At 49.4% G+C, this 26,806-nt stretch carries 24 protein-coding genes and 1 pseudogene; 7 read left to right on the top strand and 18 right to left on the bottom strand.

Annotated features, from left to right (window positions below; genetic code table 11):
* Positions 1 to 149: 149 nt before the first annotated feature.
* The 3 genes from KU854_RS00780 to KU854_RS00770 all read right to left on the bottom strand — a co-directional run bounded on the left by KU854_RS00780 (position 150) and on the right by KU854_RS00770 (position 2,753).
* Positions 150 to 1,310, bottom strand: coding sequence for an AAA family ATPase (locus tag KU854_RS00780; RefSeq protein WP_218356595.1), 1,161 nt, complete (start codon positions 1,308 to 1,310; stop codon positions 150 to 152).
* 120 nt (positions 1,311 to 1,430) lie between these two features.
* On the bottom strand, positions 1,431 to 1,892 hold the full coding sequence (locus KU854_RS00775; protein ID WP_054780465.1) for a methyltransferase family protein: 462 nt from the start codon (positions 1,890 to 1,892) through the stop codon (positions 1,431 to 1,433).
* A gap of 153 nt (positions 1,893 to 2,045) precedes the next feature.
* Positions 2,046 to 2,753 (bottom strand): cation efflux transmembrane domain-containing protein, encoded by a 708-nt coding sequence (locus tag KU854_RS00770; protein ID WP_218356594.1) that lies wholly within the window; start codon positions 2,751 to 2,753, stop codon positions 2,046 to 2,048.
* A gap of 184 nt (positions 2,754 to 2,937) precedes the next feature.
* Between KU854_RS00770 and KU854_RS00765 the strand changes: the two genes are divergently transcribed.
* A complete protein-coding gene (locus tag KU854_RS00765; protein WP_218356593.1) occupies positions 2,938 to 3,819 on the top strand; it encodes a LysR family transcriptional regulator in 882 nt (293 codons plus the stop codon).
* A 22-nt stretch (positions 3,820 to 3,841) separates the two neighbouring features.
* Here KU854_RS00765 and KU854_RS00760 read toward each other — a convergent pair whose 3' ends face one another.
* The 7 genes from KU854_RS00760 to KU854_RS00730 are packed head-to-tail and all read right to left on the bottom strand — an operon-like array spanning position 3,842 to position 10,255.
* A complete protein-coding gene (locus tag KU854_RS00760) occupies positions 3,842 to 5,263 on the bottom strand; it encodes a sensor histidine kinase (RefSeq protein ID WP_255555316.1) in 1,422 nt (473 codons plus the stop codon).
* Entirely contained in the window at positions 5,253 to 5,909 is a 657-nt protein-coding gene (locus KU854_RS00755) for a response regulator (protein ID WP_218356592.1), read from the bottom strand. The genes KU854_RS00760 and KU854_RS00755 overlap by 11 nt, the downstream gene beginning before the upstream one ends.
* Before the next feature lie 3 nt (positions 5,910 to 5,912).
* The gene (locus KU854_RS00750) at positions 5,913 to 6,554 is read right to left on the bottom strand and encodes a tetratricopeptide repeat protein (RefSeq protein WP_218356591.1); all 642 of its coding nucleotides are present in this window, start codon (positions 6,552 to 6,554) and stop codon (positions 5,913 to 5,915) included.
* A 17-nt stretch (positions 6,555 to 6,571) separates the two neighbouring features.
* A complete protein-coding gene (locus KU854_RS00745; protein ID WP_218356590.1) occupies positions 6,572 to 7,390 on the bottom strand; it encodes an SDR family oxidoreductase in 819 nt (272 codons plus the stop codon).
* A gap of 8 nt (positions 7,391 to 7,398) precedes the next feature.
* Positions 7,399 to 8,088 carry a TenA family transcriptional regulator gene (locus KU854_RS00740; RefSeq protein WP_218356589.1) on the bottom strand — a complete coding sequence of 230 codons (690 nt, stop codon included), beginning with the start codon at positions 8,086 to 8,088 and terminating at the stop codon, positions 7,399 to 7,401.
* Between the two features lie 6 nt (positions 8,089 to 8,094).
* Positions 8,095 to 9,627, bottom strand: a complete 1,533-nt coding sequence (locus tag KU854_RS00735; RefSeq protein ID WP_218356588.1) for an AMP-binding protein — start codon at positions 9,625 to 9,627, stop codon at positions 8,095 to 8,097.
* Entirely contained in the window at positions 9,620 to 10,255 is a 636-nt protein-coding gene (locus KU854_RS00730; protein WP_218356587.1) for a thermostable hemolysin, read from the bottom strand. The genes KU854_RS00735 and KU854_RS00730 overlap by 8 nt, the downstream gene beginning before the upstream one ends.
* A gap of 250 nt (positions 10,256 to 10,505) precedes the next feature.
* Between KU854_RS00730 and KU854_RS00725 the strand changes: the two genes are divergently transcribed.
* Both KU854_RS00725 and KU854_RS00720 read left to right on the top strand, forming a co-directional pair.
* Positions 10,506 to 11,426, top strand: coding sequence for a M14 family metallopeptidase (locus KU854_RS00725; RefSeq protein ID WP_218356586.1), 921 nt, complete (start codon positions 10,506 to 10,508; stop codon positions 11,424 to 11,426).
* A 216-nt stretch (positions 11,427 to 11,642) separates the two neighbouring features.
* Positions 11,643 to 13,109, top strand: coding sequence for a GGDEF domain-containing protein (locus KU854_RS00720; RefSeq protein WP_218356585.1), 1,467 nt, complete (start codon positions 11,643 to 11,645; stop codon positions 13,107 to 13,109).
* A gap of 106 nt (positions 13,110 to 13,215) precedes the next feature.
* Here the strand turns inward: KU854_RS00720 and KU854_RS00715 are convergent, their stop codons facing one another.
* The 4 genes from KU854_RS00715 to KU854_RS00700 all read right to left on the bottom strand — a co-directional run bounded on the left by KU854_RS00715 (position 13,216) and on the right by KU854_RS00700 (position 18,044).
* Positions 13,216 to 14,652 (bottom strand): glutathione synthase, encoded by a 1,437-nt coding sequence (locus KU854_RS00715; protein WP_218356584.1) that lies wholly within the window; start codon positions 14,650 to 14,652, stop codon positions 13,216 to 13,218.
* 53 nt (positions 14,653 to 14,705) lie between these two features.
* The gene (locus KU854_RS00710; RefSeq protein WP_218356583.1) at positions 14,706 to 15,164 is read right to left on the bottom strand and encodes a hypothetical protein; all 459 of its coding nucleotides are present in this window, start codon (positions 15,162 to 15,164) and stop codon (positions 14,706 to 14,708) included.
* A 169-nt stretch (positions 15,165 to 15,333) separates the two neighbouring features.
* The gene (gene ushA / locus KU854_RS00705) at positions 15,334 to 16,983 is read right to left on the bottom strand and encodes a bifunctional UDP-sugar hydrolase/5'-nucleotidase UshA (protein ID WP_218356582.1); all 1,650 of its coding nucleotides are present in this window, start codon (positions 16,981 to 16,983) and stop codon (positions 15,334 to 15,336) included.
* 68 nt (positions 16,984 to 17,051) lie between these two features.
* The gene (locus tag KU854_RS00700; RefSeq protein ID WP_218356581.1) at positions 17,052 to 18,044 is read right to left on the bottom strand and encodes a porin; all 993 of its coding nucleotides are present in this window, start codon (positions 18,042 to 18,044) and stop codon (positions 17,052 to 17,054) included.
* Between the two features lie 664 nt (positions 18,045 to 18,708).
* Between KU854_RS00700 and KU854_RS00695 the strand changes: the two genes are divergently transcribed.
* Entirely contained in the window at positions 18,709 to 19,164 is a 456-nt protein-coding gene (locus KU854_RS00695) for a bacteriohemerythrin (protein ID WP_218356580.1), read from the top strand.
* A 185-nt stretch (positions 19,165 to 19,349) separates the two neighbouring features.
* Positions 19,350 to 19,808 (top strand): hypothetical protein, encoded by a 459-nt coding sequence (locus KU854_RS00690; RefSeq protein ID WP_054780453.1) that lies wholly within the window; start codon positions 19,350 to 19,352, stop codon positions 19,806 to 19,808.
* Positions 19,809 to 19,899: 91 nt separating this feature from the next.
* Here KU854_RS00690 and KU854_RS00685 read toward each other — a convergent pair whose 3' ends face one another.
* The 3 genes from KU854_RS00685 to KU854_RS00675 form a co-directional block, all read right to left on the bottom strand.
* A complete protein-coding gene (locus KU854_RS00685) occupies positions 19,900 to 20,442 on the bottom strand; it encodes a GNAT family N-acetyltransferase (protein ID WP_218356579.1) in 543 nt (180 codons plus the stop codon).
* 35 nt (positions 20,443 to 20,477) lie between these two features.
* The gene (locus KU854_RS00680; RefSeq protein WP_218356578.1) at positions 20,478 to 21,650 is read right to left on the bottom strand and encodes a MerR family transcriptional regulator; all 1,173 of its coding nucleotides are present in this window, start codon (positions 21,648 to 21,650) and stop codon (positions 20,478 to 20,480) included.
* 173 nt (positions 21,651 to 21,823) lie between these two features.
* On the bottom strand, positions 21,824 to 23,170 hold the full coding sequence (locus KU854_RS00675; protein WP_218356577.1) for a ferredoxin reductase family protein: 1,347 nt from the start codon (positions 23,168 to 23,170) through the stop codon (positions 21,824 to 21,826).
* Between the two features lie 215 nt (positions 23,171 to 23,385).
* Here KU854_RS00675 and KU854_RS00670 point away from each other — a divergent pair, with 215 nt between their 5' ends.
* Both KU854_RS00670 and KU854_RS00665 read left to right on the top strand, forming a co-directional pair.
* Entirely contained in the window at positions 23,386 to 24,201 is an 816-nt protein-coding gene (locus KU854_RS00670; RefSeq protein WP_218356576.1) for an N-acetyl-ornithine deacetylase, read from the top strand.
* A 616-nt stretch (positions 24,202 to 24,817) separates the two neighbouring features.
* The gene (locus tag KU854_RS00665) at positions 24,818 to 25,897 is read left to right on the top strand and encodes a S1 family peptidase (protein ID WP_218356575.1); all 1,080 of its coding nucleotides are present in this window, start codon (positions 24,818 to 24,820) and stop codon (positions 25,895 to 25,897) included.
* A gap of 248 nt (positions 25,898 to 26,145) precedes the next feature.
* Here the strand turns inward: KU854_RS00665 and KU854_RS00660 are convergent.
* A pseudogene (locus KU854_RS00660) lies at positions 26,146 to 26,796 on the bottom strand (CBS domain-containing protein); the annotation flags it as partial.
* Positions 26,797 to 26,806 lie beyond the last annotated feature (10 nt).

Below are 26,806 nucleotides of genomic sequence, written 5' to 3'. Positions count from 1 at the left end.
CAAACTTTTAACATTACATACAACATTGCATACCTTATTAGGCATTTTCTTTGCGTTCTGCTGTTTATCAATGAAATGAAAGGAGTTTTATTGCAATCATATTCTTATTTATGTGAAGTAACGCAGATTATCTGTACAGAAACCAAACGCTAGTCCGGCCAGTACCAAGTTGGTGTACTTAACATGTCCTGCCCCATCACTTCGGTTTGCCCCAGAACCTTTTCCAGCTCAATAGTGTGGCATTCCGGATGCTGGTTCAGTGCATTGATTAACCGGTTGGCATGGGAGATAACCCATACTTGTGAGTGCTGGCAGGCATGTCCTATCAGGCGCGCCAGTGCGGGGAGCAAATCGGGGTGCAGGCTGGTTTCCGGTTCGTTCAGCACCATCAGTGCTGGCGGGCGTGGCGTAAGTAGTGCCGCCACCCAAAGAATAAACCGTAAGGTTCCGTCTGACAGCTCCGCGCCGGTCAATGGTCTGAGCAACCCTTTCTGGTGAAACTGAATCGAAAAGCGGCCATCATTCCCTGTGACAATGCGAAGGTGGCATCCCGGAAAAGCGTCTTCTATTGCCCGATCCAATGCCTCTTTGTCACCAATTTCAATAATGGTCTGAAGCGCGGCCGCCAAATCTCGGCCATCGTGGTGTAATACCGGGGTGCGGGTACCCAGCTGGGGTTTGCGGGCAGGCGCATCTGAATCAGTACGGAAGTGATCGTAAAAACGCCAGCTGCGGATCATTTCCCTGACATGAAAGACTTCCGCTGCCGCGCTTGGATCTGCATGGGCATCAAACATACTGTCGTAACTAGGCACATGCTGGGAAACCACTTCCCACTGTCGGCCAGAACGGATTTTCACTACGTTGCCCTTCCTGTCCACCAGCGCACTGGCTGGTCTGTAGTAAGGACCATTGAATATGCATTCCCGTTTGATTTCAGGGTCAAAACAAAACGCGGATTGTTGTGGCTCAGGTAAGCCGAGAGAAATGGTATAGCCAAAGGTTTCGCTGGCAAAACCCAGCTTGAGGCGTACCACATCTTTGCGTGGCCCACCTTGAATCTCCGCCTCGCCGCGCCGCATTGCCCCAGTAATTTCTTCCGGCCCCGCCCAGAAAGTAGAATGCAGGCCACCTTCATCAGCCAGGGAATGGATAACACCGCCTGATGCGGTTTGCGCCAGAAGTCGCAGCGCTTTATAGAGGTTGGATTTTCCACTGCCATTGGGGCCGGTGATTAAATTCAACGGACCAAGGGCAATCGTCACGGAGAGAATGGAACGGTAGTTGGCAATAGCCAGCGAAGTAAGCATGCGTTTTACCATGAACTGTTTTTATATACAGTATCATTTTTTGCTTAGTTCGCCAGCCTAATATTGCCCTTACCGATAAGTACAGGTGGCTAAGTGTTACCAGGCAAAAAGCTGTCAGACTTAAAGCCAACGCCTTACACGGGATTGATAGTCAGCAAAAGCGTGAGGGAATTTTTCCTGCAGGTATGCCTCTTCCGGTTCAATTTGGAATCGGTTCATGTAAAGCACAAAAAGCGGACAGATGAGAAGGGTGTAAAAGTTGGACCAGTAAAACATCCCTGCCAATAGCGCAATCAACATCCCCAGATACATAGGGTTGCGGGTGTATCCATAGATACCACTGTCAACCATCGCTGTCGCTTCCGTTTTCAGCATAGGGTTCACGGTTGTTTTATGACGACGAAACTCGACTACACCACTGATTGCCACCACAAAGCCTAGAATTACAATGAGATAAGGAATTGCCGTCGGTAACGTGGCCAAAAATGCACTTCCCGGCGTGATAAGTGCCACTGCCTTCATCAACATCACCGCGATAAACGCAACAACAACCGGTGGCACTTTTAGCTTCAGGCTATCCATATTCATCAATTCCCTTCAGTTTTGGCGAAACCTCACTGTATCAGATAGATACCGCGGCGGCAGCACGAAATTGACCAGCCTAAGATCGAAGAAAGAGTGATCGAAAAAAGAGCAGCCTTAGCTGCTCTTTTGAGTTTTGGAGATGGTTAGCGCTCAAGCCAGAATGCCACGGCCACCACGCACCTTTTCATTGTCTGCCTGATAAAGCTTTACCAGTTTAGACACAGACTCACTGATCATTTTCACCGGCACAGTAGCAAAGTAAACCGAGGCCAGGATAACCATCACTGGGTCTGCATACACAGCGTATTCAGAAAAGTCGGTCATCATCAATACCGTTGCTACCAGGAAGCCAACCAGCACTGCAGCACTGATCACTGTGTCCATCAACCATTGGCTTGATTCCGCTTTCAGGATAGCTGATGGACGTTTACCCGAATGCTTGCTGACGGCAAAGTACGTCGCCAAACAACCGGCAACGTTCACCACACCAAACACCAGTGCAAAACCAGCATTCACTTCTCGACCGCCTTCAAACAGCGCATCAATTGCTGAGGTCAAAGACACCACGCACACAACCGCGACGACAAGACCTTTAATTAAAACCACCAGTGACTCAATAACTGCCGCTTTTTGCGCAGAAACTGGCTTACCGTTTTTTCCTGAAGGCTTGCGAATGTAAGTGGAAGCAGCAAGAGCCATCAGAGAGAGCGCTAAACCTACCAGCGAGTAGGCGCCATCAAAAACGATAACCATGGAACCCGCCCATAAACCCAGGCCAATCCCCAATGCAGCAAAACAAAAACAAGCAAAGGTAGAAAATTTCAGTAAGTTACGTTCTTTCGCATATTCACACGACATAAATCCCCACAAGTGACAAAAAATTTGACTGTTGCGCGTATCCATCGCGCTTTGAGAACACAATATCGGGTTGATAGCAGGTTATCGAGCCGCTGAGCGACGAAATTCCTGTCGCTGGTATTTAAATCAATTTGTTTAGGTGTAGAATCATTTCCACCGGGATTGATGGAGTTGCATACAGACAATGCGAAGCAGCCAAATAGAAATGTTCCTGACCGCCGTGGAAGAAGGCTCCATTGCAGGGGCAGCCAGAGAGCTGAGCAAAAGCCGCACTACGGTAAGCGCAGCGATTAGCGCACTGGAAGATAACCTTGGGGTTCAGTTACTTAAACGCTCCGGAAACAGCGTTGCACTGACAGACGTTGGTAGGATGGTGCACGACGATTGCGAGCGCCTTTTGCAGGCAGCTTATGACGTTGAAGCCAAGTGCCGTCAGTTTGAAAGTGGTATCGAATCTGCGCTGCGGATCGGCCGGGATGATGCGTTGCCGGAATCGTTCTGGCGCACAATCATGCGGGAAATCCGCCAACTTTTTCCGGATTCAAGCGTTTCACTTTACGTTGCTCCGCCACCGGAGCTTTACGAGATGGTGGATGAAAACATGGTGGATGTCGCGTTCGGCCTCTTACCCGAAACGCGGGCATTTGGGCGCATCAAATCGAAAAAACTCGGGCAGGTGCGGATGATGTCGGTGGTCAACAAAGATCATCCACTGGCAAGGTTACAGCGGATCCAGCGTGCTGACCTTGAACGATACACGGAAATTACGCTGGCCTATGTGGATGATGAAGGCCTGAAAGCACTTGACCCCATCTCACCCCACTACATTGCTCTGCCTTTTTACGAGCATTTGCGAGACGCCGTTTTGGATGGTTCAGGATGGTCAAACGTGCCGTCACTGCTACTCAGGAAATATCTGCGAAGTGGTACTCTGCAGGTACTTCGCCATTCCGATGCGATGCAATGGCAGCCTTACGGTCAAATCACCGCAATGGACGGCCATACAGGTGCATTGACCATCTGGCTGGCTGACAGGCTGGAGGCGTTTCTGGCAGAAAACAGCTAGTCCCGCCCTCGGGCTAACCGTTTCAGGCCAAAGGAAACTGGACACTGAAGCGGTTGCCTTTGTCATTTTCCACCGGCGCCTCCACCACAATGGTTGCGCCGTGCAAATCAGCAATGTCTTTCACTATCGACATTCCCAGACCTGCGCCGTCCCCTTTCTCGGAATTGCCACGGTAGAACTTTTCAAACAGACGGCTGCGGACTTCTTCACGCATTGCTTCGCCGGAATCAGTCACCGTCAGCAACACCTTCCCTTCGCTTACGCGAGTGACTTCCACATCGATTTGCGCACCTTCTCCCGCATAGCGGATGGCGTTATCAATCAGGTTAGTCATCAAGATAGGCAACATGACCTGATGCCCATTCACTGCTACCGAATCTTCACCGGAAAGGGAAATTGTCTGTTTGTTTTTCAGCGCCATTGGCACCAGGTTAGCAATGCTTTCCCTCGCGATTTCCACGGCATCCAAGGGGGTGAGCATAATGCTTTTTTGCTGCTCTACCCGCGACAACATCAGCAACTGTTGGATCACCCTGTCTGTCCGTTCAATGCCTGCGAGAATCCGCTTCAAATCATCCTGCCGCTGGCTTTCATCGAGTGTCATCAGCGCATTTTCAGTATCGAGCCGGAGCACAGCAAGGGGAGTTTTGAGTTCGTGGGCAGCCGTCCGGATCAGCCTTTTTTCACGACGCCACGCATTCTCAACTTCGGCGAACAGGAAATTAAGCTGGTTAACCAGCGGGTCGAGTTCAGTTGTTGGGTGCGAGACTACAACGCGCTCAAGATTGTTAATGCTGCGGTCGGCAATCACGGCGCGCAACTCTGAAATCGGCCGAAAAGAGCGGTTTATCAGCACAATGATCAACAAAATCAGAATGGGGATCAGGATAAGTTGCGGCAAGCCGATAGAAAGTGAGACTTCGTCGATAAGCTCATTGCGGATACCGACCCTTTCTGCCACCAGAACCGTACCGGTTTGCTGCTGTGACACCGTTTTCAGCGGCATCTGGAATGTCCGCCACTTGTGACCGTCCACCAGCTTGATGCTGAAACCGCTGTAATCCGGCTCTCCAATAAAGGTATCCGGTGCATTCGGGCTTTTTACAAGCACCTTGCCACCAACCAAATACTGAAACAGCAGGTTTTGCTCGTAGGGGTGTCCCATTGGTGTGGGTGAATCGTCGCTGACGGCAGACCGTTCAATCAGGGTCAGCCACTGCCGGTAAGTATCATTGAGCGAATCAAGCGGCGCATCTCCCCAGCTCATCAGCGCAAGAGCCAGTGTTTTGGCTGACTGCCCTAACCGGGCGTCATACACTTCATTTATCTCGTGGCGGGTTTCTTTGTAAACATAGAACAAGGAACCCAGCACCAGAATGGAGCTAAGCACCGCCGACATCGAAATCAGCTTGCGCTTGATAGAAAAGAGGGGTTCAGCGCTCAATGATATACCCCACACCCCGGATGTTTTTGATCAGGTTTCCCCCCATTTTCTTCCGCAGATTATGAATGTGAACCTCAATAGCATTGTCACTCGCAACGTCATCCCAGCCGTGCAAGGTTTGCTGCAACTGGTCTTTACTCATCACCCGGCCAGCGTTCGTCATCAGGGTAGAGAGCAACTTAAATTCTTTGGGCGTAAGCTTGAGAGCATCGCCATTGACTTCAACCTGCTGACTAGAAAGTGACACTGTCACACCGTGCAGTTCAATATTGGTATCGGTGAAACCGGAAATGCGGCGGATCATCACCCGAAGGCGTGCTAGCAATTCTTCAAGCGCAAAGGGCTTCACCATGTAATCGTCGGCGCCACCGTCCAGACCTTCCACCCTGTCTTCAATGTCATCGCGGGCAGTCAGTATCATCACTGGCAAGGAAAGCTTGGCCTGACGCACTTTTTTGAGCACTTCAATCCCGTCGGTATCAGGCAGCGTTAAATCCAGGATCATGGCCGTGAAGCTTTCCGTTTTTACCAACAGCTCCACACCCATTCCCTGCTGTACCCAATCAACCGTGTATCCATGGCGGCTCAAAGACGCCACCATGGATTCCCCAAGCATTTGATCATCTTCAACCAATAGCAGGCGCATTACTTACTGTAGCTCCTCAAGTTTTCGCATAATTTCTGTTTGTCTGCCCTTATCGGCAAGCTCGCGCCCTTCCCGCGGGGAAGCCTGTTGTGCGCGTTTGAGATAGGCAATCGCTTCTGTTTTCTTTCCCTGACTGGCTAAAAAGTCACCGTAAAAGAAATTTGGATCGATACCATCGGGATTGAGCGCCAGTGCTTTTTGCAACATGGCCTCTGCTTCATCGTCATCCCCAAATCCAATCGGCCACCCCGGGACCCGATAATAGAGGGTGCCGAGACTGGTGAACGCAGAACCCTCAAGAACCTGTGGTTGTACTTTAATCACATCCACCAGCAAGTCACGGGCTTCTTCCACCATAGAAAGTGCACCCAAGCCACCTTCAAGCCCAGCCAGGGAGCTTTTATTGATCGCCAGCCAGACTTTCAGGTCATTGCGTGACGGGTCGTTGGCGATGGCTTGCTGGGTTTCCGCAATCAGCGAATTCAGACAGCTGATTTTGTTATCTTTATTAAAGGTGTCGTACTGACATTTTGCCCAGGCTCCCTGCACATTTTTGAGGGTTTCGTCAGCCTTTGCAGTCAGTGTCACTAACGCAGCAAACACGGAAAGTACGGATACCAGCAGAGTTGAATGTAAAGTTTTCATGGTCGTTCCCTCAAGATTTATATTTTTGGATTTGCAGTCGGTTTGGAAGCATATTCCGTGATAGTTTGGTGCTGCTGCCGGATGAAGAACCCCACCAGCGACGGAAAAATCTGGTTCAGTCGTACGAACACTTTTTCCGGCCAGCCCAGCCAGGTAACCGGCGCACCGCTTTTCAACGCTTCAACGATTTGAACCGCAACACGGTCAGCATCGTCAGTTTTGTTTCCCAGTTTCTGGTTCATCTCCATGACGCGATCGTCATTCAGCGATGTGTTGGTCGCACGGGGCGCAAAGTACTGCACACGCTTTCCTGTGCCGCTCACTTCCCGGTTCAATGCTTCACTGAAGCGCTGAAGACCGGCCTTAGAAGCACAGTAATTGGCGTAGCCGGGGAAGCCGATAGCACCAAATGTCGACCCCACATTGAGAACAACCCCCTTCTCGCTCAGCCAGTGCAGCGCTTGTTGGCTCAGAAGGATCGGCGCGACGAGATTGACATCAATTTCCTGTCTCAGTGACCCAGGCTCCCGCTCTTGCAGGTAGCGGAAAGTGTTGCACCCTGCGTTGTTTATCAATACATCGACTGGCCTGCCTGACGACTTCATCGACCAGCACAAGCGCTGGATACGCTCCAATCCTTCAATGCTGGCAATGTCTGCGGCCACGCCTTGGTGAAACGCGCCGTTTGGCAGCGATGAAACCAACGTATTGAGGTCATTGGCGCTGCGGCCAACCAACACCAGCTCCGCGCCTTGCGCTGCCAGTGCTTTGGCAATCTCCCTGCCAATCCCGCCGGTTGCACCCGTCAGTAAAACCCGCTTTCCTTTCAGTTCCATATTTCCTCCTACGCCGCCTGAGAGGCCGACAATACAGGCAGATCGCGAAGCATCTGTCCATACAGGGCAAACACACGGTTGGCACCATCGACAATCGCCTTCTGGTCAGCCGGGTCGGTAATTTTATTCATCAGGGATTCAAAGAAGCCGATATGCTCAACATCCAGCGTGCTGTGAGAAGTGAGATAGCTCATTGCTGCGTCGGGTAATCCCAACAGGTGTTTGACCAGCTTCGCCATGTCACCACCAACGGAAACACTGGTGCCTTCCAGCACCCAAACCATGCCGAAAAAGGCCATGGGATTTTTACGGTCGATCTGGTGGTACAGATACGCCACCATCATCTCAATCGGTAAGCCAACTGCACCTTCGCCCACATTGTGGCGTGCCTGTCCGGCATCAAATCCACACTTGTTGAGGTCGTTGAGTATCCATTCGTGGTGCCCTTTCTCTTCTTCGATGTATTCGCCAATGTCCTGACGCAGCCATTCATATTTCTCCGGCAGGCGTGCGCCGCAGGCCATCAAGAGCGGCACTGTGTGTTTGACGTGGTGATAGGCCTGCACGAGAAAGGCGGTGTACGTATTAAGATCTACCTGTCCACGACGACAAGCTTCAAATATCGGCGCAGACAACATCGCGTTTCTCGCGTCCTGGGTTTGTGCTTGCAGCGTTGAGAAAAAGAGAGCGTCAGTCATGGTCTGTCATCCTTGTGCAGTGGCAGTTGCAGCGCTATCGACACTGAATGTGATTGATTTGCGCTGGCTGTAAATTCGAGAGTTCGCAGGGATATGTTTGGAAAACTGGTCTGCAAAGCGGGTTCGTTTCGGGCGGCCGTTTGGCGTCAGCAAGCCACTTTGCAAATGAAATGGTGAGGTGAACACCACATGTCCAATCGCGGCGTAGTCCGGCAGAAGTGCGTTCAGTTGGGCAATTTCTGCCAGCGCAAGAGGCTGGTTATTGGTTGAAACCACGGCAGAAAGCACAGCACAGCCATCCCCCATCACCACCATTTGGTGCAGGTGAGGAAATGCCATCGCCTCGGCTTCAATCCATTCAGGACTCACATTGCGGCCGAATGCGGTGATCAACAGATTCTTCTTGCGTCCGGTAACGTAGAGATAACCGTCTTTGTCGAACCGTCCTAAATCGCCGGTGCCTATGGCTTTGTCACCTTGCGGTTCCTCGCCGATATACCCCAGCATGGTCGCACCAGAGACCAGGATTTCGCCTTCACTTGAAAGGGAAATACCACAGTGCGGGAGTGGTTTGCCAACGCTGCCCGCGCGTCTGCTTTTGGGTGAATTGAAACTCACCACGGAACCGCATTCTGACAGGCCATAACCTTCGTAGACTGGCAAACCCAGTTGCTCAGCCCGGGTCAACAGCGCTGCCGGCACCTTAGCGCCCCCAACCGCAATAAACTTCAGCGATGCCACCGTTTCAGGGTTTTGTGTCCCCAGGGAGACCAATGCCATCAGGAACATGGGCGTAATAACAAGGCTTTCCGGCTGGTAGCGCACCATGGCATGGGCAAATTGCTCGGCGCTAAAACTGCTCGAACCTCGAAGACCTATTTCATAGCCTTCAACCACAACGGTTTCGAGGCCGAGGTACAAAGGCACATATATACCCGTGATATTTTCCAGCAATGTAGAGAGCGGCAGTGCCACCAAATGACGTTCAGGGCGGTTTTCCTGTGAGACTGCATCCGCGAGCGATTGGGTAACGGCATCAATCAACCCGGCACTCAGCTTTACGCCTTTTGGCGCGCCGGTTGAACCGGAAGTAAACGTGATTTTTGCCAATGCATCAGAACAAAATCCGCCGCTGTCCGCGCTTTTTTCGAATGCATTGAAGTAGCAAGGCAGCCCGGCCAACCCCGTATCCGGTGCACCTCGGAGGTGCTGCCAGTTCCCCACCAACACATCGACATGGGCTGTCTCAAGCAGGTGCTCGATTTGCACAGCGGAAAAGAAGGTTGGGACAGGTATTACAGTGACACCGGCAAGCAGAGCCGCCAGATCAACCTTGGCCCAGGCAATGCCATTTTCAGCCATCAATGCCAGACAACTTGCCTCCCAGCCACGCAAAACATCACCAAGCACCTGTACATCTCGCCATAATTCGGCGTAGCTGACTGTCACTTGCTCACCGTTTGCTTCGCGGCCGATCAACGCCGTTTTATCCGGTTGCTGAGTGGCATGGTTTTTCAGTTTTTCCAGCAGATTAACCATGGGTTCCTCCGCTAACAGCCGCGTTGATGTCATCACTTTGCGTAGGTTGTTGGCGCACCAAAAGCTGCTCTGCACCTTTGACCAAATCACCCGCAGAAACTTTTGGTTTGTGGCAGTAGTAGTTCCCCCAAATCCGTTCTGCGTTTTCAATTCGGGTAGCATCAGCAGGCACCAGCGCTTCAGGAGACAGACCGAACCGGCGCATCAAGGCATACAGCGGGCCTGTGGCAGTAAAAATGCACCAGCGGTAACCCTGTTCCACCAGATAGTGGGAAAGAAAAGAGAAATGCTGTAGCGAAACACCGCGGGAAAAAGAGGCCAGCTGACCGAATTCAATGATGGAATCGCGCGGCACAGGCTGTTGGAAATGCTCAGAGATCAGTGTCTCTGCCGGCTGATCGAGGTATTGCTCCAAGAAAAGGGAGGAAGCACCAGCAGCACGGAATCCACACACAGATAGAATCTCCCCTTCCTCACCCAGCAGGCAGGAAAAGTTCGGCATGAATTCATCAACGTTGGCATTGAAGGCCTGGTTGTAGCGCTCAGTGACGATGCGCTCGACCTCACTTCGAAGGGGATGCCCTTCTGCCACAATAACAAACCGTTCCTTTTGACTGATATTACTCATCCGCTGGGTCCTGTTGGTGTCCTCGATATAAACAGGCTAATCAGCGAGTCTTAAGAAAGGCTTAAGGGTGACTTAATGTTGAGAATTTTTTCACTATCTATTTTTATCCCACTGAAAAATGTTGAGATATTCGCCAAATTTATTTTTCCTGACAAAGACGCAATCACAGTTTGCTTTCATCCGCTTCACAGCGGAAAAAGGTGTGTTACTCTCTTCGCGTTCACCAAAATAAAATCAAAAAGGAAATACGATGACATCGTCCAACTTCCCAATCGGCACCCCAGGCACTCCTTGGGGTGATGAAGAAAAGTCAGCATGGCTTGCAACCACCAGCGTTAAACGCAGTTACAAAGAAGATGTACTCACCAAGATTGATGCGTTGCGTGGTCGCTTTGAGGTAGTCCAGTACGGTGCGCTTTCCTTCAACCCGGCCCGTTACCCGCAGTTCGGCATCCGCAGCCGTGACTTTAACCCAAAGAAGCCGACCATTCTGATCACTGGTGGTGTGCATGGTTACGAGACAAGCGGTGTTCACGGCGCCCTGAAATTTCTGGATACCGAAGCAGAAGCTTTCACGGCGGAATTCAACTTTATGGTTGCGCCCTGTGTCAGCCCTTGGGGTTATGAAACCATTAACCGCTGGAACCCTTATACGGTCGATCCAAACCGCTCATTCACCGAAAACAGCCCGTCTGAAGAAGCCGCCAATGTGATGGCATGGGTAAAAGGTCTGGGTGTGGACATCTTTGCCCACATTGATTTGCACGAAACCACAGACACTGATGAATCTGAGTTCCGCCCTGCGCTGGCAGCGCGTGACGGCAAAGATTATGAAGAAGATATCGTACCGGATGGCTTCTATCTGGTTGGCGATACCGATATGCCAAACACCGAGTTCCAAACCGCGATCATCAATGAAGTGCGTAAAGTGACCCATATTGCCCCGGCAGATGAAAGCGGTAATATCATTGGCTCGCCGGTTGAACAGGAAGGTGTGATTAATTACGCAACCAAGTCGCTTGGCCTTTGCAGCGGTTTTACGGATTGTCAGTACGGCACCACAACCGAAGTGTACCCAGACAGTCCGAAAGTCACCGATGAAGAATGTAATGATGCGCAAGTTGCCGCCATTCGCGGTGCACTGAATTACCTGATCGCTCAGCGCAGCTAACGCCTTTTCTACACGCCTGTTCCAGTCAACTGTTTGTTTTGGAACAGGTGTTTCTCCCTGACTCCCACATAATTTTCTGCACATCCTGACGTCGTTGGCCTTCGCCTGCAATCAACAAAAAACTCTCCATTTTTATGACGTTAGCCACCTTCTTGAAATGGAAAAAACCGTCTCAACAACTAGATTTAATAGTAAACCCTGCCAAAAGGCGAACCCATGATATCCACGAGGAAAAAGCACAGTGCGGTGGCGCTAGCTCTGAAAATATCCCTCTGGCCTTCAACCGCGACACTGCTCATCGGCTGGCTGGCGCTTGTCGGTTACAACCTGGATATTGAACGCCTTTACCGCCCGTTTGAAGGTGGCCCTGCCACACACCCGATGACGGCACTGGTTTTCATTTCCCTTGGGTTTGCCTGTTTTACCTCGAAATGGGGACATCTTTACTACGCCCGCTCATTCACTACACTGGCCATTGCTGTTTGTATTCTCCGCCTTTCCGACAGCTACTGGGGCACTGCCTATTTTGAATACCTGACACCATTTTCCCAGACCCTTGCCCACCATGAAATAACCGGACATAACATTAATATGGGTGCCAATACCGCCGGCACTGGACTAGTGCTTGGCATTGCCATGATGTTGGACAGTTTCCGTCGCTACTACCTTTCCCAACTGCTGGCATTCCTTTCATTTGTGATCATTCTTGCCAGCTTTGTCGGTTACGCCTACCACATCGAAAACTTCTACGGCAATATGTCGTTCCTGACTGCTTTGCTCGCTGCAGGGGTTGGGCTATCCCTTTGCTTTAAACATGCCAACCGAGGAGTGGTCAGAATCCTTTTGCTGAACAATGTTGCGGGGAAAATATCCCGGGCACAGATTTTTGCGGCCTTTATTTTTTGCGCATTCGCTGCACATATACAATTCACCATGTTTAACGAAAAAGCTTCGTCCAGCCTGATGCTGACAATAAATATGTTTATGTTTTTCTTTATTTTTTTCCTGATAACGGTGAGTTCTTACTTCCAGGAGCAAGCTGACGCAAAACGGCGCATCATGGAAAGGCATTTAATGCAGCTGGCAAGAACAGATTCTCTGACCGGGTTGAACAACCGCTTCGCCTTTTTTGAAAGTCTGGGCAAATTTCTTAAAAGCCAACAACACAAGACTTGCCCCATCACCGTCATGATCATCGACATCGACCACTTCAAGTGTTTCAACGATCAGTTTGATCATGATGTGGGTGACAAAATACTGGTGGATATCGCCAAATCAATCCGCAAAAGTCTGGAACCCGCCGATTTGCTCTGCCGCTATGGCGGCGGGGAATTTGCAGTAGCCATGTACAATGTCCCTATCCGGGATGCTGTTCTCCGCGCCACAGCAATTCGCCGCAATGCACGGCTTCATAGCCAGACAAACTTGACGGAACCTATGCTGCCTCTGACAGTTTCAATAGGATGTGCCCCGCTCGAAGCCTCATCGCCAGACACAGTAAAAACGATGAAAAACGCCTATATGGCACTCTATCGCGCCAAGCGTGCAGGACGCGATTGTGTCGCTTATTGTGAAACCTTGGGCAAAGGCGCTGAAGAATTTTATGTCTATGAAGATGACAATGATTTGCTGGATGGCATGCTAAGTACCAATGCCAACCGCAACTATCGTTCTGTCAGCTAGAGACTAAAAAAGCCCGCTGGACATTAGCGGGCTTTCAACAACATGTCGTGAACAAGCAGATTTTTATCGCGCTAGCTCACTGTAAAACCAGGAAAGTTAAAGAACCCTACTGGCCGAAAACCAGAGAATCCAACGCCCCCATTCCACTGTGAACCCCACCCTCAGTCACCTTGGCGGATTTACTGCGAATAAGATATCCGGCATAGCCCCCTTCCGCCACGGCCGGTTCGCCACCAACGTGAACGGTAAATAATCCCAGTTCGCTGATCAGGTCGTCTTCCGGATATATCTCGCCTTTTCTCACCAAATACGCGGTGCCTGATCGCGGCTTAGGATGTAAACGTCGCATCAATGACCAGCCCTGATACTGGTTGGGATTCAGGTTGCCCAGACGTGATGGTATGTCTTCGCCAAATACGCAGTGACCCCCACCCTCACCTTGGTTTTTCAATACCCATTCATCCAGTGGTCTTTGCGCAATCCAGCTCTGGCTGTTTTCGTTTACCGCAATCATCTCACCCAGAAAGTGCTTCACGGTTTGCGCTTCTTCCAGAGAAAGACCAAAGCGTGACAATGCTTGCTCTGGCATGGAAGAAAGCAACATTTGGACTCGCTTGCTGGTCGCCAACTGCTGACTGACGGTGGCATTGACTGCCACACAGTGTTTTTCAATCATCACGCGGGTTTGGGTCAGCGCTTCACAGCAGGCTTTTCCGATAATGTCATGGGCGACATAGTCACTGTATTGGTAACCGGCACGCAGATACACACAATCAATGGCACCAATGCCCTCCAGCATCAGGCGGTGCCCTTCACCTGTCGACAGGCCGTCGTAAAGCTCTCGGAATGTCCGGCGAACGGTTCTCACACCACGTGATTGCAGGGCATGTTCCAGCAGGTGTTGGTCGTAAACATTGTCTTCGTTGTCTTGTACCACCATCAAGAACGTTGGGCGCCCTTCATCACCAAACTGATTTTTTATTTGGCGCGCAGCCTGTTCAATGCCTTCTGCCAACCGGCTTAGAGCGAGGTTTTCAACAAAATCATCGGCATCAAAACCTGCCCATTCTTTGTAAGGTGTCGGCCACTGGACGGACAAATAGCGGTGTAATTCATGAATGCGCTGTCCAAACGGGCCCATTCCCGCAGCAATGCCGTTAAACTCCACCAGCTTCGGCCCCAACGCTTCATCATCCATAAAGTCACTGCGCATAATCAGCAGCGGCACACGGCGTGCGGGTTCTGACCCATGGTGGATCTCGCTGTGCATTTGCAGCAATGCTTTGAAGAAGATGTCACCTGACGTGATGGGGGCAATCGCTTCCTGAATAAACCCGGCATCTTCGGAGGCAGCGTGAATGAGCTTTGCCAGCAAAGGAACGGACGATTTGAGTTTCTCAAATCGCGGACGTGCAATGGCTGTTGGTGTCAGCGTGAAGGCAGGATGCCTTGCAGAATCGGAGGTTTGTTTGATTGCCATGCCATGGGTCAGCGCCCATTCGACAGCTTCGTTTTTTGCTTTTTCTGTGTTTCGGTAAGCCATAATCCGGCCTCAATGAGGAGTAAAGCTTGAGGCCTTAAGTATACCGAAACAAATCATGGCTGGCACAAAGCTGGGTCTAAATGGCAGAGATCAACGGGCGACAAGGCAGCAGCCTGGAAATAGCCCCACACTGACAAACAGAAAAGTAACAGTGGCATGAGGATTTGCACGGACGATTGAAGGGTCGCCATGGCGCCAAAACGTATGGCGGTTTTGCGATAAACCTTGGTGCCTTTCGGTGGATATTGCCCATCCTGCAATCCACGGACGCCGAATGGTATCAATGGCAATGTCAGGAGAAACACGCTCAGCGGTATGCCGCATAAGATTAAGTACCAGATATATTTGCCTATCTGAATATCGAAAACCTGATAGCAGTGCGGCTTCACTGCAAAATCTTCTATCAACGGAAACAACCAATATTCGCTAAAAAAGACCACTGCCGCCCCGATAGCGCCAATAAGTCCCAGTCGGATCAGTTTTTCTCGTTTCGTATATTCTTCCGCGTACATATCCATGACTTCCCTGCCTGTGGTTCAACACGCAGTGTGTCGATTAGCCATGTGCAGAGAAGCGGGGAAAAATTGAATTCCAACCCAGATCCCAAAGGGAAACGTTGAAATCCGTGTCATATCCCGGCCATTAAAAGAAGAAAGCCCGCGTTGCAGCGGGCTTCAGGATTTACTTGTAAGTGATCTCGCCGTTTGGCTCGAACTTGTTTACGTCGATTGGGGAGTGCTTCTGGATGTACTCTTTCAGCACTTCCGCATCAACATAGCCAGTGTTCACAAACGCTGGGTGGGTAGAGATTTTCGGGTAACCGTCACCGCCTGCCGCGTTGAATGAAGGGATGGTGAAACGGTAAGTTTTTGCTGGGTCCAGCGCTTCACCGTTAATCTTCACGTTGCTGACTTTGTCTGCTTCAACCGTCATGCTCACACCCGCGAACTGCGCGTAGGCACCAGAGTCTTTGGTTTTGGTACCCACAACATCCAGGTAGTCCTGAATTTCAGCGCCTGACATATCCACGTAAGTCAGGATATTGCCAAATGGCTGAACTTTCAGCACGTCTTTGTATGAAACATCGCCCGCTTCGATAGACGCACGCACGCCACCAGAGTTCATTACCGCAAAGTCTGCTTTCGCGCGTTCTTTGTGCGATTCAGCAATCAGACGGCCCAGGTTGGTCTGGTTGTTACGTACAATGCTACGCTCACCGATCAGCGCACCGTTGGTGTTGCCGATAACGATTTCCAATGCCGCCTGGCCTTTCTCTTTGAATGGCTTCAGGGTGTTGTAAACCTCTTGATCCTGCGCGATTTCATCTTGGATAAACACGCGCACTTGCTTGCCGTCTACTTCAACTTTTTTCTTCAGGTTAACTGGGATCAAGTCGTAAGATTTCAGCTCAAACTCACCATTCTTAAAGGTGAAGTCTGCACGGCCTACGTATTTACCCCACTCATGCGCCTGAACAATGGTCGTACCGTTTTGGACATCAGGCTTACATTCGTCGCCAGGTTTGAAGTCAGCGTATTGGTTTTCGCCTTCCATACACACAGGCTCTTGCGAGTGACCGCCAACGATCATGTCCAGATCGCCTTCGTTCAGGTAGCGTGCCAGCAGCACATCACCCGGTGCATTTGAACCGTGGTTACCGTCTGCATAGTGACCCATGTGCGTCGCGGCAATGATGACGTCCGGGTTGTGATCGCGCTTAAGCTCGGCAATCACTTTTTTTGCTTCTTCTTTAGGGTCAGTAAAGTCCACTTGTGCAATGAACTCAGGGTTACCGATCTTCGCCGTGTCTTCAGTCGTCAGACCGATAACAGCGATTTTCACGCCCTGCTTTTCGAAAATCTTGTACGGCGCAAACATACGTTTGCCATCTTGGTAGATGTTCGCTGCCAGGAATGGAAAGTTTGCCCACTCAACTTGCTTTGCCAGCACATCAAGTGGGTTGTCGAATTCGTGGTTACCAACGGCCATTGCATCGTAACCGATCATGTTCATGCCAAGGAAATCTGGCTCTGCATCCTGCAGGTCTGATTCTGGCACACCGGTGTTGATGTCACCGCCAGACAGCAGAAGCACTGAACCACCTGCTTTTTCCACTTCTTCACGGATTTGCTTCACCAGTGTGGCGCGAGCTGCCATGCCCAGTTCACCATTGCCATTCTGCCAAAAGTTACCGTGGTTATCGTTCGTGTGGATGATGGTGATGTCGTAAGACTTATCCTGCTCCCATGCTGGAGCGTTGTTGTTGCTTGCTGCACAGCCTGCCAATACAGAGGTCGCCAGCAGGGACAGCGCAAGGTTTCTTTTTTTCATCATTGCCTCAAAGCGTTGAAAAGAAGCCCCCCATTTTGGGAGGCTGCGTTAATTCGAAAGGAAAGTGATTAGAACCAGTAGAAGGCTTTCGCGAAGAACAGCGCGCCTGATTCACCGTTATCCATCACGTCACCCGCTGCCACTTCTGCTGCCAGCTTGATGTTCTTGGCGTACATGTAGTCCGCACCAAACACACCGAAGATGTTTTGATCTTCAGCACCTTCAATGTCTTCGTAGTTGAAAGTCGCGATCAGGTTGGTTTTTTCATTCAGCGCGTATTTACCGCCAATGTTTGCCGCGAAGGTGTTAGTGTCTGTGCCGCCATTGAAGTTCTTGGTTTGGTCAAACACCAGGCCGCCCAGTGTGAAATCACCGAATTTCGCTTCTGCGTGTGCAGAGTAGATCTTGGTTTCGTCACCGGTTTCACCCGCCAGGATCACCGTGAACGTCTCACCGTAGTAGCCGATGTAACCGTTGGTTACCGCGCCGTACAGAGAGTCAGTCACGTAGCTGTATTGCACAGGCTGGTTGCCCTTTGTTGTTTCGCCATCCCAACCTTCCAGTGAGTGGGATACAGACAGTTTGATCTTACCGAAGTCACCGATGTAGCGAATGGTGTTGTCCTGGTCACCTGCTTCAGAAATGCCGGTAGACAGTTCGTTAGACAGATCACCGAATGAATCAACTTTGTCGTACGCAGTATCCGTACGGCCGAACTCCAAAGCGTGGTGTTCGTTGAAGTTAAAACCTACCATCAGTTTGTCGATAACCAGACGCAGGTTGTTGTCACGGGTCCAGTCCTGACGCTCTGCATCAACTTCGAACTTACCGTAGAAACCACCGGTTTGACCTTTCAGGCCGATCGTTGCGAAAGATTGATCAACGTAGGTTGTATCTGTACCAAACGGCGTTTTGTCAGTGTCAGAAACAAATGTGCCACCAACTTCTGCACCACCATAAAGTTTAATGTTGTCGCCATTATCATTTTTATAAATGGTTGCAGCTTGAGCAGTGCCCGCTACCAGAGAAGACAAAACCACCGCTAATACTTTCTTATTCATTTTCTGTCCTTAAAAAATACCACTTTCAGGCGGAGCGGACAGTATATGAATTAAATCTCACAAACAAGATGGAATCTCAAAAATATTAACTTTCCTGAACGAAAACTTACGAAAAACGGAAAGCAATCGTTTTCCCACGCTAAAATCAGATTATTTTTCGATCATTTAAAAACATAGCGTTAACAAATTACACAACACAGACTATTCGGGCGCTCCTCACACAATAAACAGAATTACATCCACAAGGTGAATAAATGCCCTGCCACAAAAAATTCGGGCTAGATTATTTCTCACCCACAATGTAACTAAATATTTCGCGTTTGATTATTTTAAAGTCAGATTTAATTAATCATGTGACGCTCTCATTCCTTTTCTGTGATTATATTTTGAACTCATAAGAGACATTATTTAACCAGCTTAAAATCTTGGTTATTGCTGTTTTTATTGAAACGGGAAATGAAGAGGGAAAGATTTGAGATAAGAGATGGAAGACAAGAGAAGGAGATTGGAGATTGGAGATTGGAGATTGGAGGTTGAAGCAAAGAATAGAAGACCAAACCAAGAATGCTCACTACCAAGCCACACATTCGTGACGGCTATCATTCCCAACAATTAATAAACATATTAAAGTCAAGGGATTGTATGGATTGCAGTGAGTGATGAAATGGCAACAAAGTTTATTGTGTGGTCAAAAATCTTCGAATCCGGCGTACCTGAGATAGACGCCGAGCATAAAGTGCTGTTTGAAATTGCCAACAAGTTCTATGACAACATCCGCCATGGCGATTCAGAGGCTGTAGTATTTGAAACGCTCAATAAGCTGGTGCGCTACGCCGAACAACACTTTCGCCGTGAAGAAAAGATGCTTGAAGAAATTGGGTATCCCGAAGATAAAGTGATGCATCACAAAGCCCAGCATCAGCGACTGATCACCCAAATCTTCGAAGTGTGGGAAACACAGTATGAGATTGTGGGAGAGCGTTTGATTGACCAACCCGAGAAGATGAAACACTTCCTGACAGACTGGCTGATCATGCACATCCTGATTGAAGACAGGGACTACTTCCAGCATGTCGAAGAGCAAAAGGTTCGTGACCTCACCACGCTCGGCATTAATTAGCCCCAATTTGCTGGCTGTGTGTCTGGACTCCAGCCAGTAGATTGCGTTGATTACTACAGACAGAACCCTGCTTCCCTTGCTCTAAACTCTGCTTCATTGAGAGACAACTCAAGAAACGGGTGCCAAATGGCATCAGAGCCCTTAGAATGCGGCCATTGAAATTTATACCGATGTAGAGTGCCCCAATGTCTCGTGATTACACCTTTGAATGTCTTGTCACCATGCCACGCCATGAACTGGAAGAGTTCAGCGCCCGCATTATCAGCCGAATGGTGCCAGAAGATGTGATGAGTGAAATTTTCACTTTTGAGCAGGAAGAAGTCGATAGCGAAGAGCGTGCGTTGTCTGCAAGACTCGATGCTATGTTGCGTATGACCGCCATCGCACTGTACGAAATCCAGCAAGCGTTTGATGATTCTGAAAACGCCAAGCAAAACAGCGAACGCATGACCCGTCTGGTGCTGTGGCATTTCTATGCGATCTCGTTCCGTCTGGAGGAAGCCATTTCGCTGGAAACCCACTGCGAACACGTTGAGAAACTGCTGCAAAACATGCCGAAAGACATCTTTGGCTGGGTGAATACCCTGACTGAACTTCTGCACACTTACGCAGACATTAACGCGAAGGAAAACCCCGAAGCCTAAGTGGGCGCAGCACCAAACGAGAGATCAATAAAAGCTTCCCTCAGCAACAAACGCTTTGGGAGGCTTTTTCATTTCAGTGGGTTTAGTGCAATTACCAGATTTCTGGTTTGTTCATTGCCGCTACACAACCCGTTTCACCTGCGATAGCTTCAATCTCTTTACTCACCAGAGATTGACCCAACCACCCTTCCGGGAAGCTCAGTTTGCAAGGCGCTTTGACCACGTCTTCACTGATTTGCTTAAAGCCGACGCGGCCGTAGTAATTCGGGTCACCGTAAGTAAACACCAGTTCAACGCCTTCGCTTTTCAGTACGTCCAAAGCCGCGTTTATCAGCGCGCTGCCAACGCCTTGTTTTTGGTAAGACGTTGCTACAGCCACAGGTGAAAGCAGAAACGCCTTCGCGCCGTTTGCTGGCATCAGGCGTGTAAACACGATGCTGCCTGCCAGTGTTTCGCCGTCCATCGCAACAAAACCGTAGAGGTCTTGGCTGTCTGTGGTTGTCAGTGCTTCGTAGGCCAGCTCGCTGACCATTTTGCCTTCCGCTTCACCTTCTGAGTCAGTGAATGTGTTTTGGAAAAGGGTTTTGATCTCTTGCAGCTGTGCTGCGTCGTATTGTTTAAATTCCACAATCATTTCCTATTTCTGGCTGCTCTTTAAGGGACATAGTCTTACTTTGCTTTCGCCAGGATAAACAGTTGGTAGTTCACTTCACCGAAGTAAGCCGTCATCAAGGCTACTTCGCGTTTAATTTCATTTAATGCCGCCGAATCCGGCATGCTTGTTTCAAGTTCAGACACGCGCTCGCCCAGCGGCGTGTAATAGGCGTCCCATGCCTCTTTACTCATGGTGAAGGTATCAAGCACCGCATAACCAGCAGCTTTTGCCTGTTCAATGCGCACCGCTGCGGTCGTCAGGTCGGGATATTCCCCAGCCAAAAATTCTTGGATTGCCGGATTGGGTGATTCCACAGACCATACCATGTCGCTCAGCACCAATACGCCATTACCTGACAGCAAAGAACGCCATTGCTTCAATGCGTTATTCACGCCCATCACATAGGCACTGCCTTCTGCCCAAATCAGATCAAACTGACCTTTTTCAAGCGGGATATCGGTCATGCTGGCGCAGACAGTCTCAATCCTATCTGCCACACCGGCTTGTGTGGCGCGTTCCATCATCCTCGCCAGCGCAGTGGTTTCGTTATCCAGTGCCGTGATCTTGGCATCCGTATTTTGTGCAAGCACTGTGGTTGCAATGCCCCGGCCGCAGCCGATTTCCAGAATGTTTTCTGGTTTAAAAGGCACCGCTCCCAAGGCGCGTAGCGTGTCTTCTTCCGAGCCAGGCCCCCAGCGATCCAGCGCGTTGAAAACGTGCATGAAATCCGCCATGTATTGGTCGTGTTCGTTCATGTTCTTAGATAACCACTTCAACCGCAGCGCCTCTTTTTCATTGAAGCCCTGCTTTATTAACCACTCCAGATGCGCATCCGGCGCGCTCTTACCCGCCTCGGTATGCCAAGCTTTGGTGTCACCTTCGCCCAACAGCGCCGCAAGCAAATTGCGCGAACGCTGTTTCTGTGCGATTTCGTCATCCAAGGTTTTCAGCCTTCCTTGCAGCAATTCGCGGTCAACTTTGGCATCTAAGCAAGCCTGACACTCTTTCAGCGTCAACCCACCCGCCTGAAGTTGCTGAATCAGTTTGAGGCGCTGAAGATCTTTATCGCTATACATGCGATAGCTATTTTCCAGCCGCTTGCCTTTGATCAGGCCAATTTTTTCGTAGTACAGCAGCGTGGTACGGGAAAGCCCCACCCGCTCTGCCAACTCAGAGATACGATACACCCCGGCACTCCTTATCTCTCATCATGGTGCGCAGCATAAACTGTAGAGTAGTAGACAGGTCAAATGTATTTTGAGGATGAGACAAACAAAAAGCGCCGTATACACTGGCGCTCGTTTAAAATTGAAGGCTTGGAGTAGTGAGCAGGAAATTTGCCTCAGATATCTCCAAGTGGTTATCGCATATCAAACAACTCTTGGTGAAATTGCTTGCCCACATCCATACCGATGCGACTCAGCCCTTCCCGCAGTGAGCGGGAAAACGCCTTTGGACCACAGAAATAAACCTGTTGTTTGTTTAATGTCGCATGATCATGCTGAAGCTGATTAACATTCAACAACTTGTCGCACTTGCTATTGACGATGGTCAGCGTCATACCATGTTGTTCGCAAAGCTGGGCCAGCTCTTGTTCCAAGATTTCATCATGACCATGGGTACAATAGTAAAGATGTACCGGCTGCGTGTTGGTTGCAGCATCACCTTGCTGCGTGCTTTTTCTTACCGACAGCGCTGACAGGAAAGGCGCAATGCCCACCCCGCCCGCTATCCAGATTTGCGGCTGCTCGAAATCAAAACTCAGCTTTCCGTAAGGGCCTTCCAGCTCCACCTTATCCCCTGCGGCCACACGCTTATGCAGGCCATTGGTAAAGTCACCAAGCTCTTTTATCAGAAATCGGATTTCTGCTTCCTCCGGCGAAGACACAATAGTGAATGGATGTGGCTCCTCACCCGCCACACGTAAATAAGCAAATTGACCGGCTTTATGACCTGCCCACTTTCCGTCTGGGCGCAGCGTCAGCATCAGGGTACGGGAATCTGCAAAATACCTGCTATTGCTGACAGTCGCAGCCACACGACGATGCCGCCCCACCAATCCCAATAAACTGTAAAACGCAGCCATTGATCCCAGGGCGATGATCGCCAAGGTAACCATTCCGATCGGCTGACTGTAGTAGCTGACTTTCATTAACAGCGCCGAATGGAAGGCGACCATCAAATATGCCGCTGCCATCAAACGATGAGAGAATTTGAAAGGCTTGTATTTCACCGCAGCCCACAATGACACCACCACCAGAACCAGCAGCAGGTAGAACCCCTTTTCACCAATCTCCAGCGCTGGCTCACGAATCTGCAGCAACCACTCCTGCCACTGGGGCAACACAGCATTACTGGCGCCGGCGCTGCGGGCAGGACGGTTCAACCAACCCGCAGCCACTAACCATTTAGGAACCTGATACCAAAGCCAATGCGTCACACCCAGCGCCGCGCCACCAATACCCAGCCATTTGTGGATTCGGTAGGACTTATCAAGCCCCCTTGTCCACTGTTCAATAAAAGGTAAGCGCAATGCCAGCACCATGGTCAGCGACATTAGGACAACCGCGATAATCCCTGAATACTGGATTATTGCCGCGCGCCATTGAAAAAACTGTGTCGAGCCAAAGAGATCTGGCTCTGCCACAAGCCACATTACAGAAAGGATACCCAGTGAGAGCCAAACGGGTTGGAGTGTTTTGTTCATCGTTTTTATTCCGCAGGAAGGATAAGCGTATCGTAGCGAGCGGAAAGTAAAGAAAGGTCAGGCGATGTATAACAGCGTAAAACCCAGTAAATATTCAGACCAACAATACTGGGAATTCAAGTCGTCCAACCCTCTGAGCAGCATGTATTTTCTTGACGATACTGGTAGGCTGTCTCTCTTTTCCATTTATATTTGTCATTACAAGGATGTGATTAATGAGCCGCTCTCCGTTTGAAACGTTTGTCTGGCACAGTGACATTTTCAATTGCAGCAGCACGGATATTCACCGTTTTTATTCTTTGCTTGAACAAGAAAGAAACCGCCTGGGTTTGAGTGCAACAAAACTTGCTGACGCCGCGGGCTATCCAATTTGGTTGATGCAATCGCCTCAGCACCACCCTGAACGTCCAAACCTTCTTATCAGCACCGGTTTTCACGGTGAAGAATCTGCCGGCCCTTGGGGATTGCTGTATCTTCTCGCGCAGCTGGACGAGCGTATGTTTAAACGCGCCAATCTGAGTTTGTTGCCACTGGTGAATCCAACCGGATTTGCCAATGGCCACCGATTTAACGAATTGGGCGAAAACCCTAACCGCGGTTTTTATATCGAAAACGATAAGCCTAAAGTGGGTAATGACACCTCATTTGAAGGCAAAGTGTTACTGGAAAATGCCGCTATGCTCTCTGAGCTGAGTCGCGATGGCATTCTTACATGCCATGAAGATGTGCTGATGACAGAAACCTATGTCTACACGTTTGAACCAGAGCAATCGCCGGGGCATTTCAGCCACCGTTTACGGGATGTACTCGGTCAATACTTTCCTATCGCCAAAGATGGCGACATTGATGATTGCCCAGTGAAAGACGGGGTAATTTTCAATCACTACGATAGCTCTTTCGAGTCATTTCTGGTGCGCCGAAGCGCCTCAGTTGGTTGCTGCAGTGAAACGCCGGGACAGATGCCACTGGATCAACGCATCAAAGCGAATTCGGAAGTGATGAGTGCATTTTTGGAATTACGCGGGGCGTAGTACTTTCTTTGTAAGCCAATGTTCAAACGCTGGAACTTGGGACAGGTGGAACTTGGGACAGGCACTTCTAAACTGCTCTGCCAACTCAGAGATACGATACACTCCGGCACTCCTTATCTCTCATCATGGTGCGCAGTAAAAACTGTAGGGCGGTAGACGGGCAAAATGGAAAGTGAAGATGATTTGAGATTGGGATTTCAAGTGACGTTTCTGATGCGAACGTACCCCAAAAGCCTGAATACGCCTCCAGCTTTTTAGTCCCTTCCCCTTTTCAAGGGGAAGGTTAGGATGGGGTTGGTTTTGCTCCTACTTGTGTCAGGTCGGTCTACTATGCCCGTTCATGCTCCGTTCCATGTTGGCGAAAGCTAACGTCATCATTCTCATATCGAGATATTTCCATAGATTTTCTAATCCAGTGGTGAGGTGTGGAGAAAATACCCCACTTTTTGTCGTATTTTCTCGTTCGTGATTTTGTGGAGTATGATGATACTCTATTCAAAACATGCGCTTATGCTAAGTACAAGTGTCCGGCGTGTGTACGAAAAATCCCAAAGTGGGGTGTTTAATTACCCCACTTTGGGATCTAATAAATTGTTAGGCTTTTACGAGGTATAAATTGACTTACGAGAATAATATAACAGAGTTACAACAGCTATATGCACAGTATGCAGGGGCTGTCGCTTATGTTTCTGTAGAGAACGCTGATGGAACTGCTGGCATCGGTTCAGCTTTTCATATTGGTGATGGGATCTTTGTTACAGCGAAGCATGTTATTGAGTCCCAAACGATTGTAGAAGTCGCCACAACTAAGAGAGTTGAAGTAACTAGAGATAGTGATGAGGTTAATCAGAATACATACCATATCAATCCTCGGATCTTAGAGATAATCGAGGGTCCTTACGAGCATGCCTCTGAAGATGTTGCAGTATTCCGAGTTGAGTTAGTTGACGAATTTTTACCTAAAGTTCAATTGGGCTCACACACATCACATGAAATACAAGACAATGAGTTCATATTAACGGATGCGTTGGTAATTGGTTATCCTCCGATACCTTTCACTACAACCCCAAATCAAGTAGTTGCTAGCGGTCAAGTTAATGCTGTTATTGATGTTCGACATTCTGAATACGTACACTTTGTCTTATCCACTATGGCTAGAGGTGGATTTAGTGGAGGTGTTGCTCTAACGAAGTCCGGTATTGCTCTTGGCTTAGTTACGGAGAGCTTGGGAACAAGTAGTTCTTTGGTCGAAACTGGCTATATGAGTGTCATGTCAATTGATGCGGCTATTGAATTGGCGAAAGAAAAATTTGATATAAACCTTGTTGAGTTTGAGATATATCGAGATTTGGATTCTCTAATAGAAATAAAAATGGTTAACGATAATTTAGGGCGTTTGAACTCTAGGCTATATAACGCTTGTGTTTATGTTTACGATGATGATCGAGATCTTTTTATGGAAATTCATTGTGATGACCGATCCTTACTTCATTCTGCTTATGAAGTATTTAACTCATTCACCCCAACGTACATTATTGAATCAATGAGCAAAGAGGATTTGATTTTTTTCCAAGCCGAGGATAATCCATCAGCATCTGTATTGGTAACCGCAGCTCATGCAGTTAAGCAATTTTTTGAAAATGCAGGCTATAAGGAAATGTCGATTAAGAAAAATACGTGGCAAATAAAAGGGTAAAGCCTAACACATATGAGCCCTTCTCCGGTCAATAGGCAATAGCTTTCTGTTGGCTGCGCTAGCAGCCAATGCTCCCGAACAACAAAGTCGTCTACTTTGCTTTTCCCAATATGAAATTATGCGAAATAGACGCTTTGAGCACCAACTCTAGGTCACTCTTTTCCCTTTCCAATTCGCACGCGCAAAGAGCCAAAACCCCCTTCTAACCTCCCCCTTAAAAAGGGGAAAGAACCAAGAGCACGTTCCCTTCAAGCCGCCTGCGAAAAATGCTTCCCTAGCAGCGCATGATAGAAATCATTGTCTGACAGCACGCCGACCACTTTTTCATTATCGGTGAGCAACAGCGGCAATCCGGTTTGATAGCGTATTTCCAGTGCGTTGCGCATTGAGATATCGGCATTCGCCATTACCACTGCATCTTTCGACAGCGATGAGATCTCCCCTTTTTCCTGCCACTGGATAATCTCCAGCGCTTGCGCGCCGCGCATTGCACCTTGCAGTTCGCCATTGTCATCGACAATCAGCTTGGTGTTTTCGTGCTTGTTGAGCACCAGCGCATTGCCCTCTTTTTCGAGGTCGCTGAGCGATGTCATCAGCGAACGGCCGCGCAGCACATTTAGTGGATTGGTATGGGCGACAAAGTCTTCGACATATTGGGTTTCAGGGCGCAGAACGATGTCTTCCGGTTTGCCGTGCTGGATGATCTTGCCGGATTCCATAATGGCGATATTGGTGCCTATCTTCAGCGCTTCATCCAAATCGTGGCTGACAAACAGGATGGTTTTGTTGAGCTTGCGTTGAAGTTCTAACAGTTCGTCCTGAAGCTGGTTTCGGATAAGCGGGTCCAGTGCCGAGAAAGGTTCGTCCATCAACAGGATGTCGCTGTCCATACAAAAAGAAACATGGGAC

Source organism: Enterovibrio paralichthyis, assembly GCF_019209835.1.
GTDB classification, from domain to species: Bacteria; Pseudomonadota; Gammaproteobacteria; order Enterobacterales; family Vibrionaceae; genus Enterovibrio; species Enterovibrio paralichthyis.
Note: the sequence above shows the minus strand (reverse complement) of the source record. Positions and strands in the feature narration are given on the sequence as shown.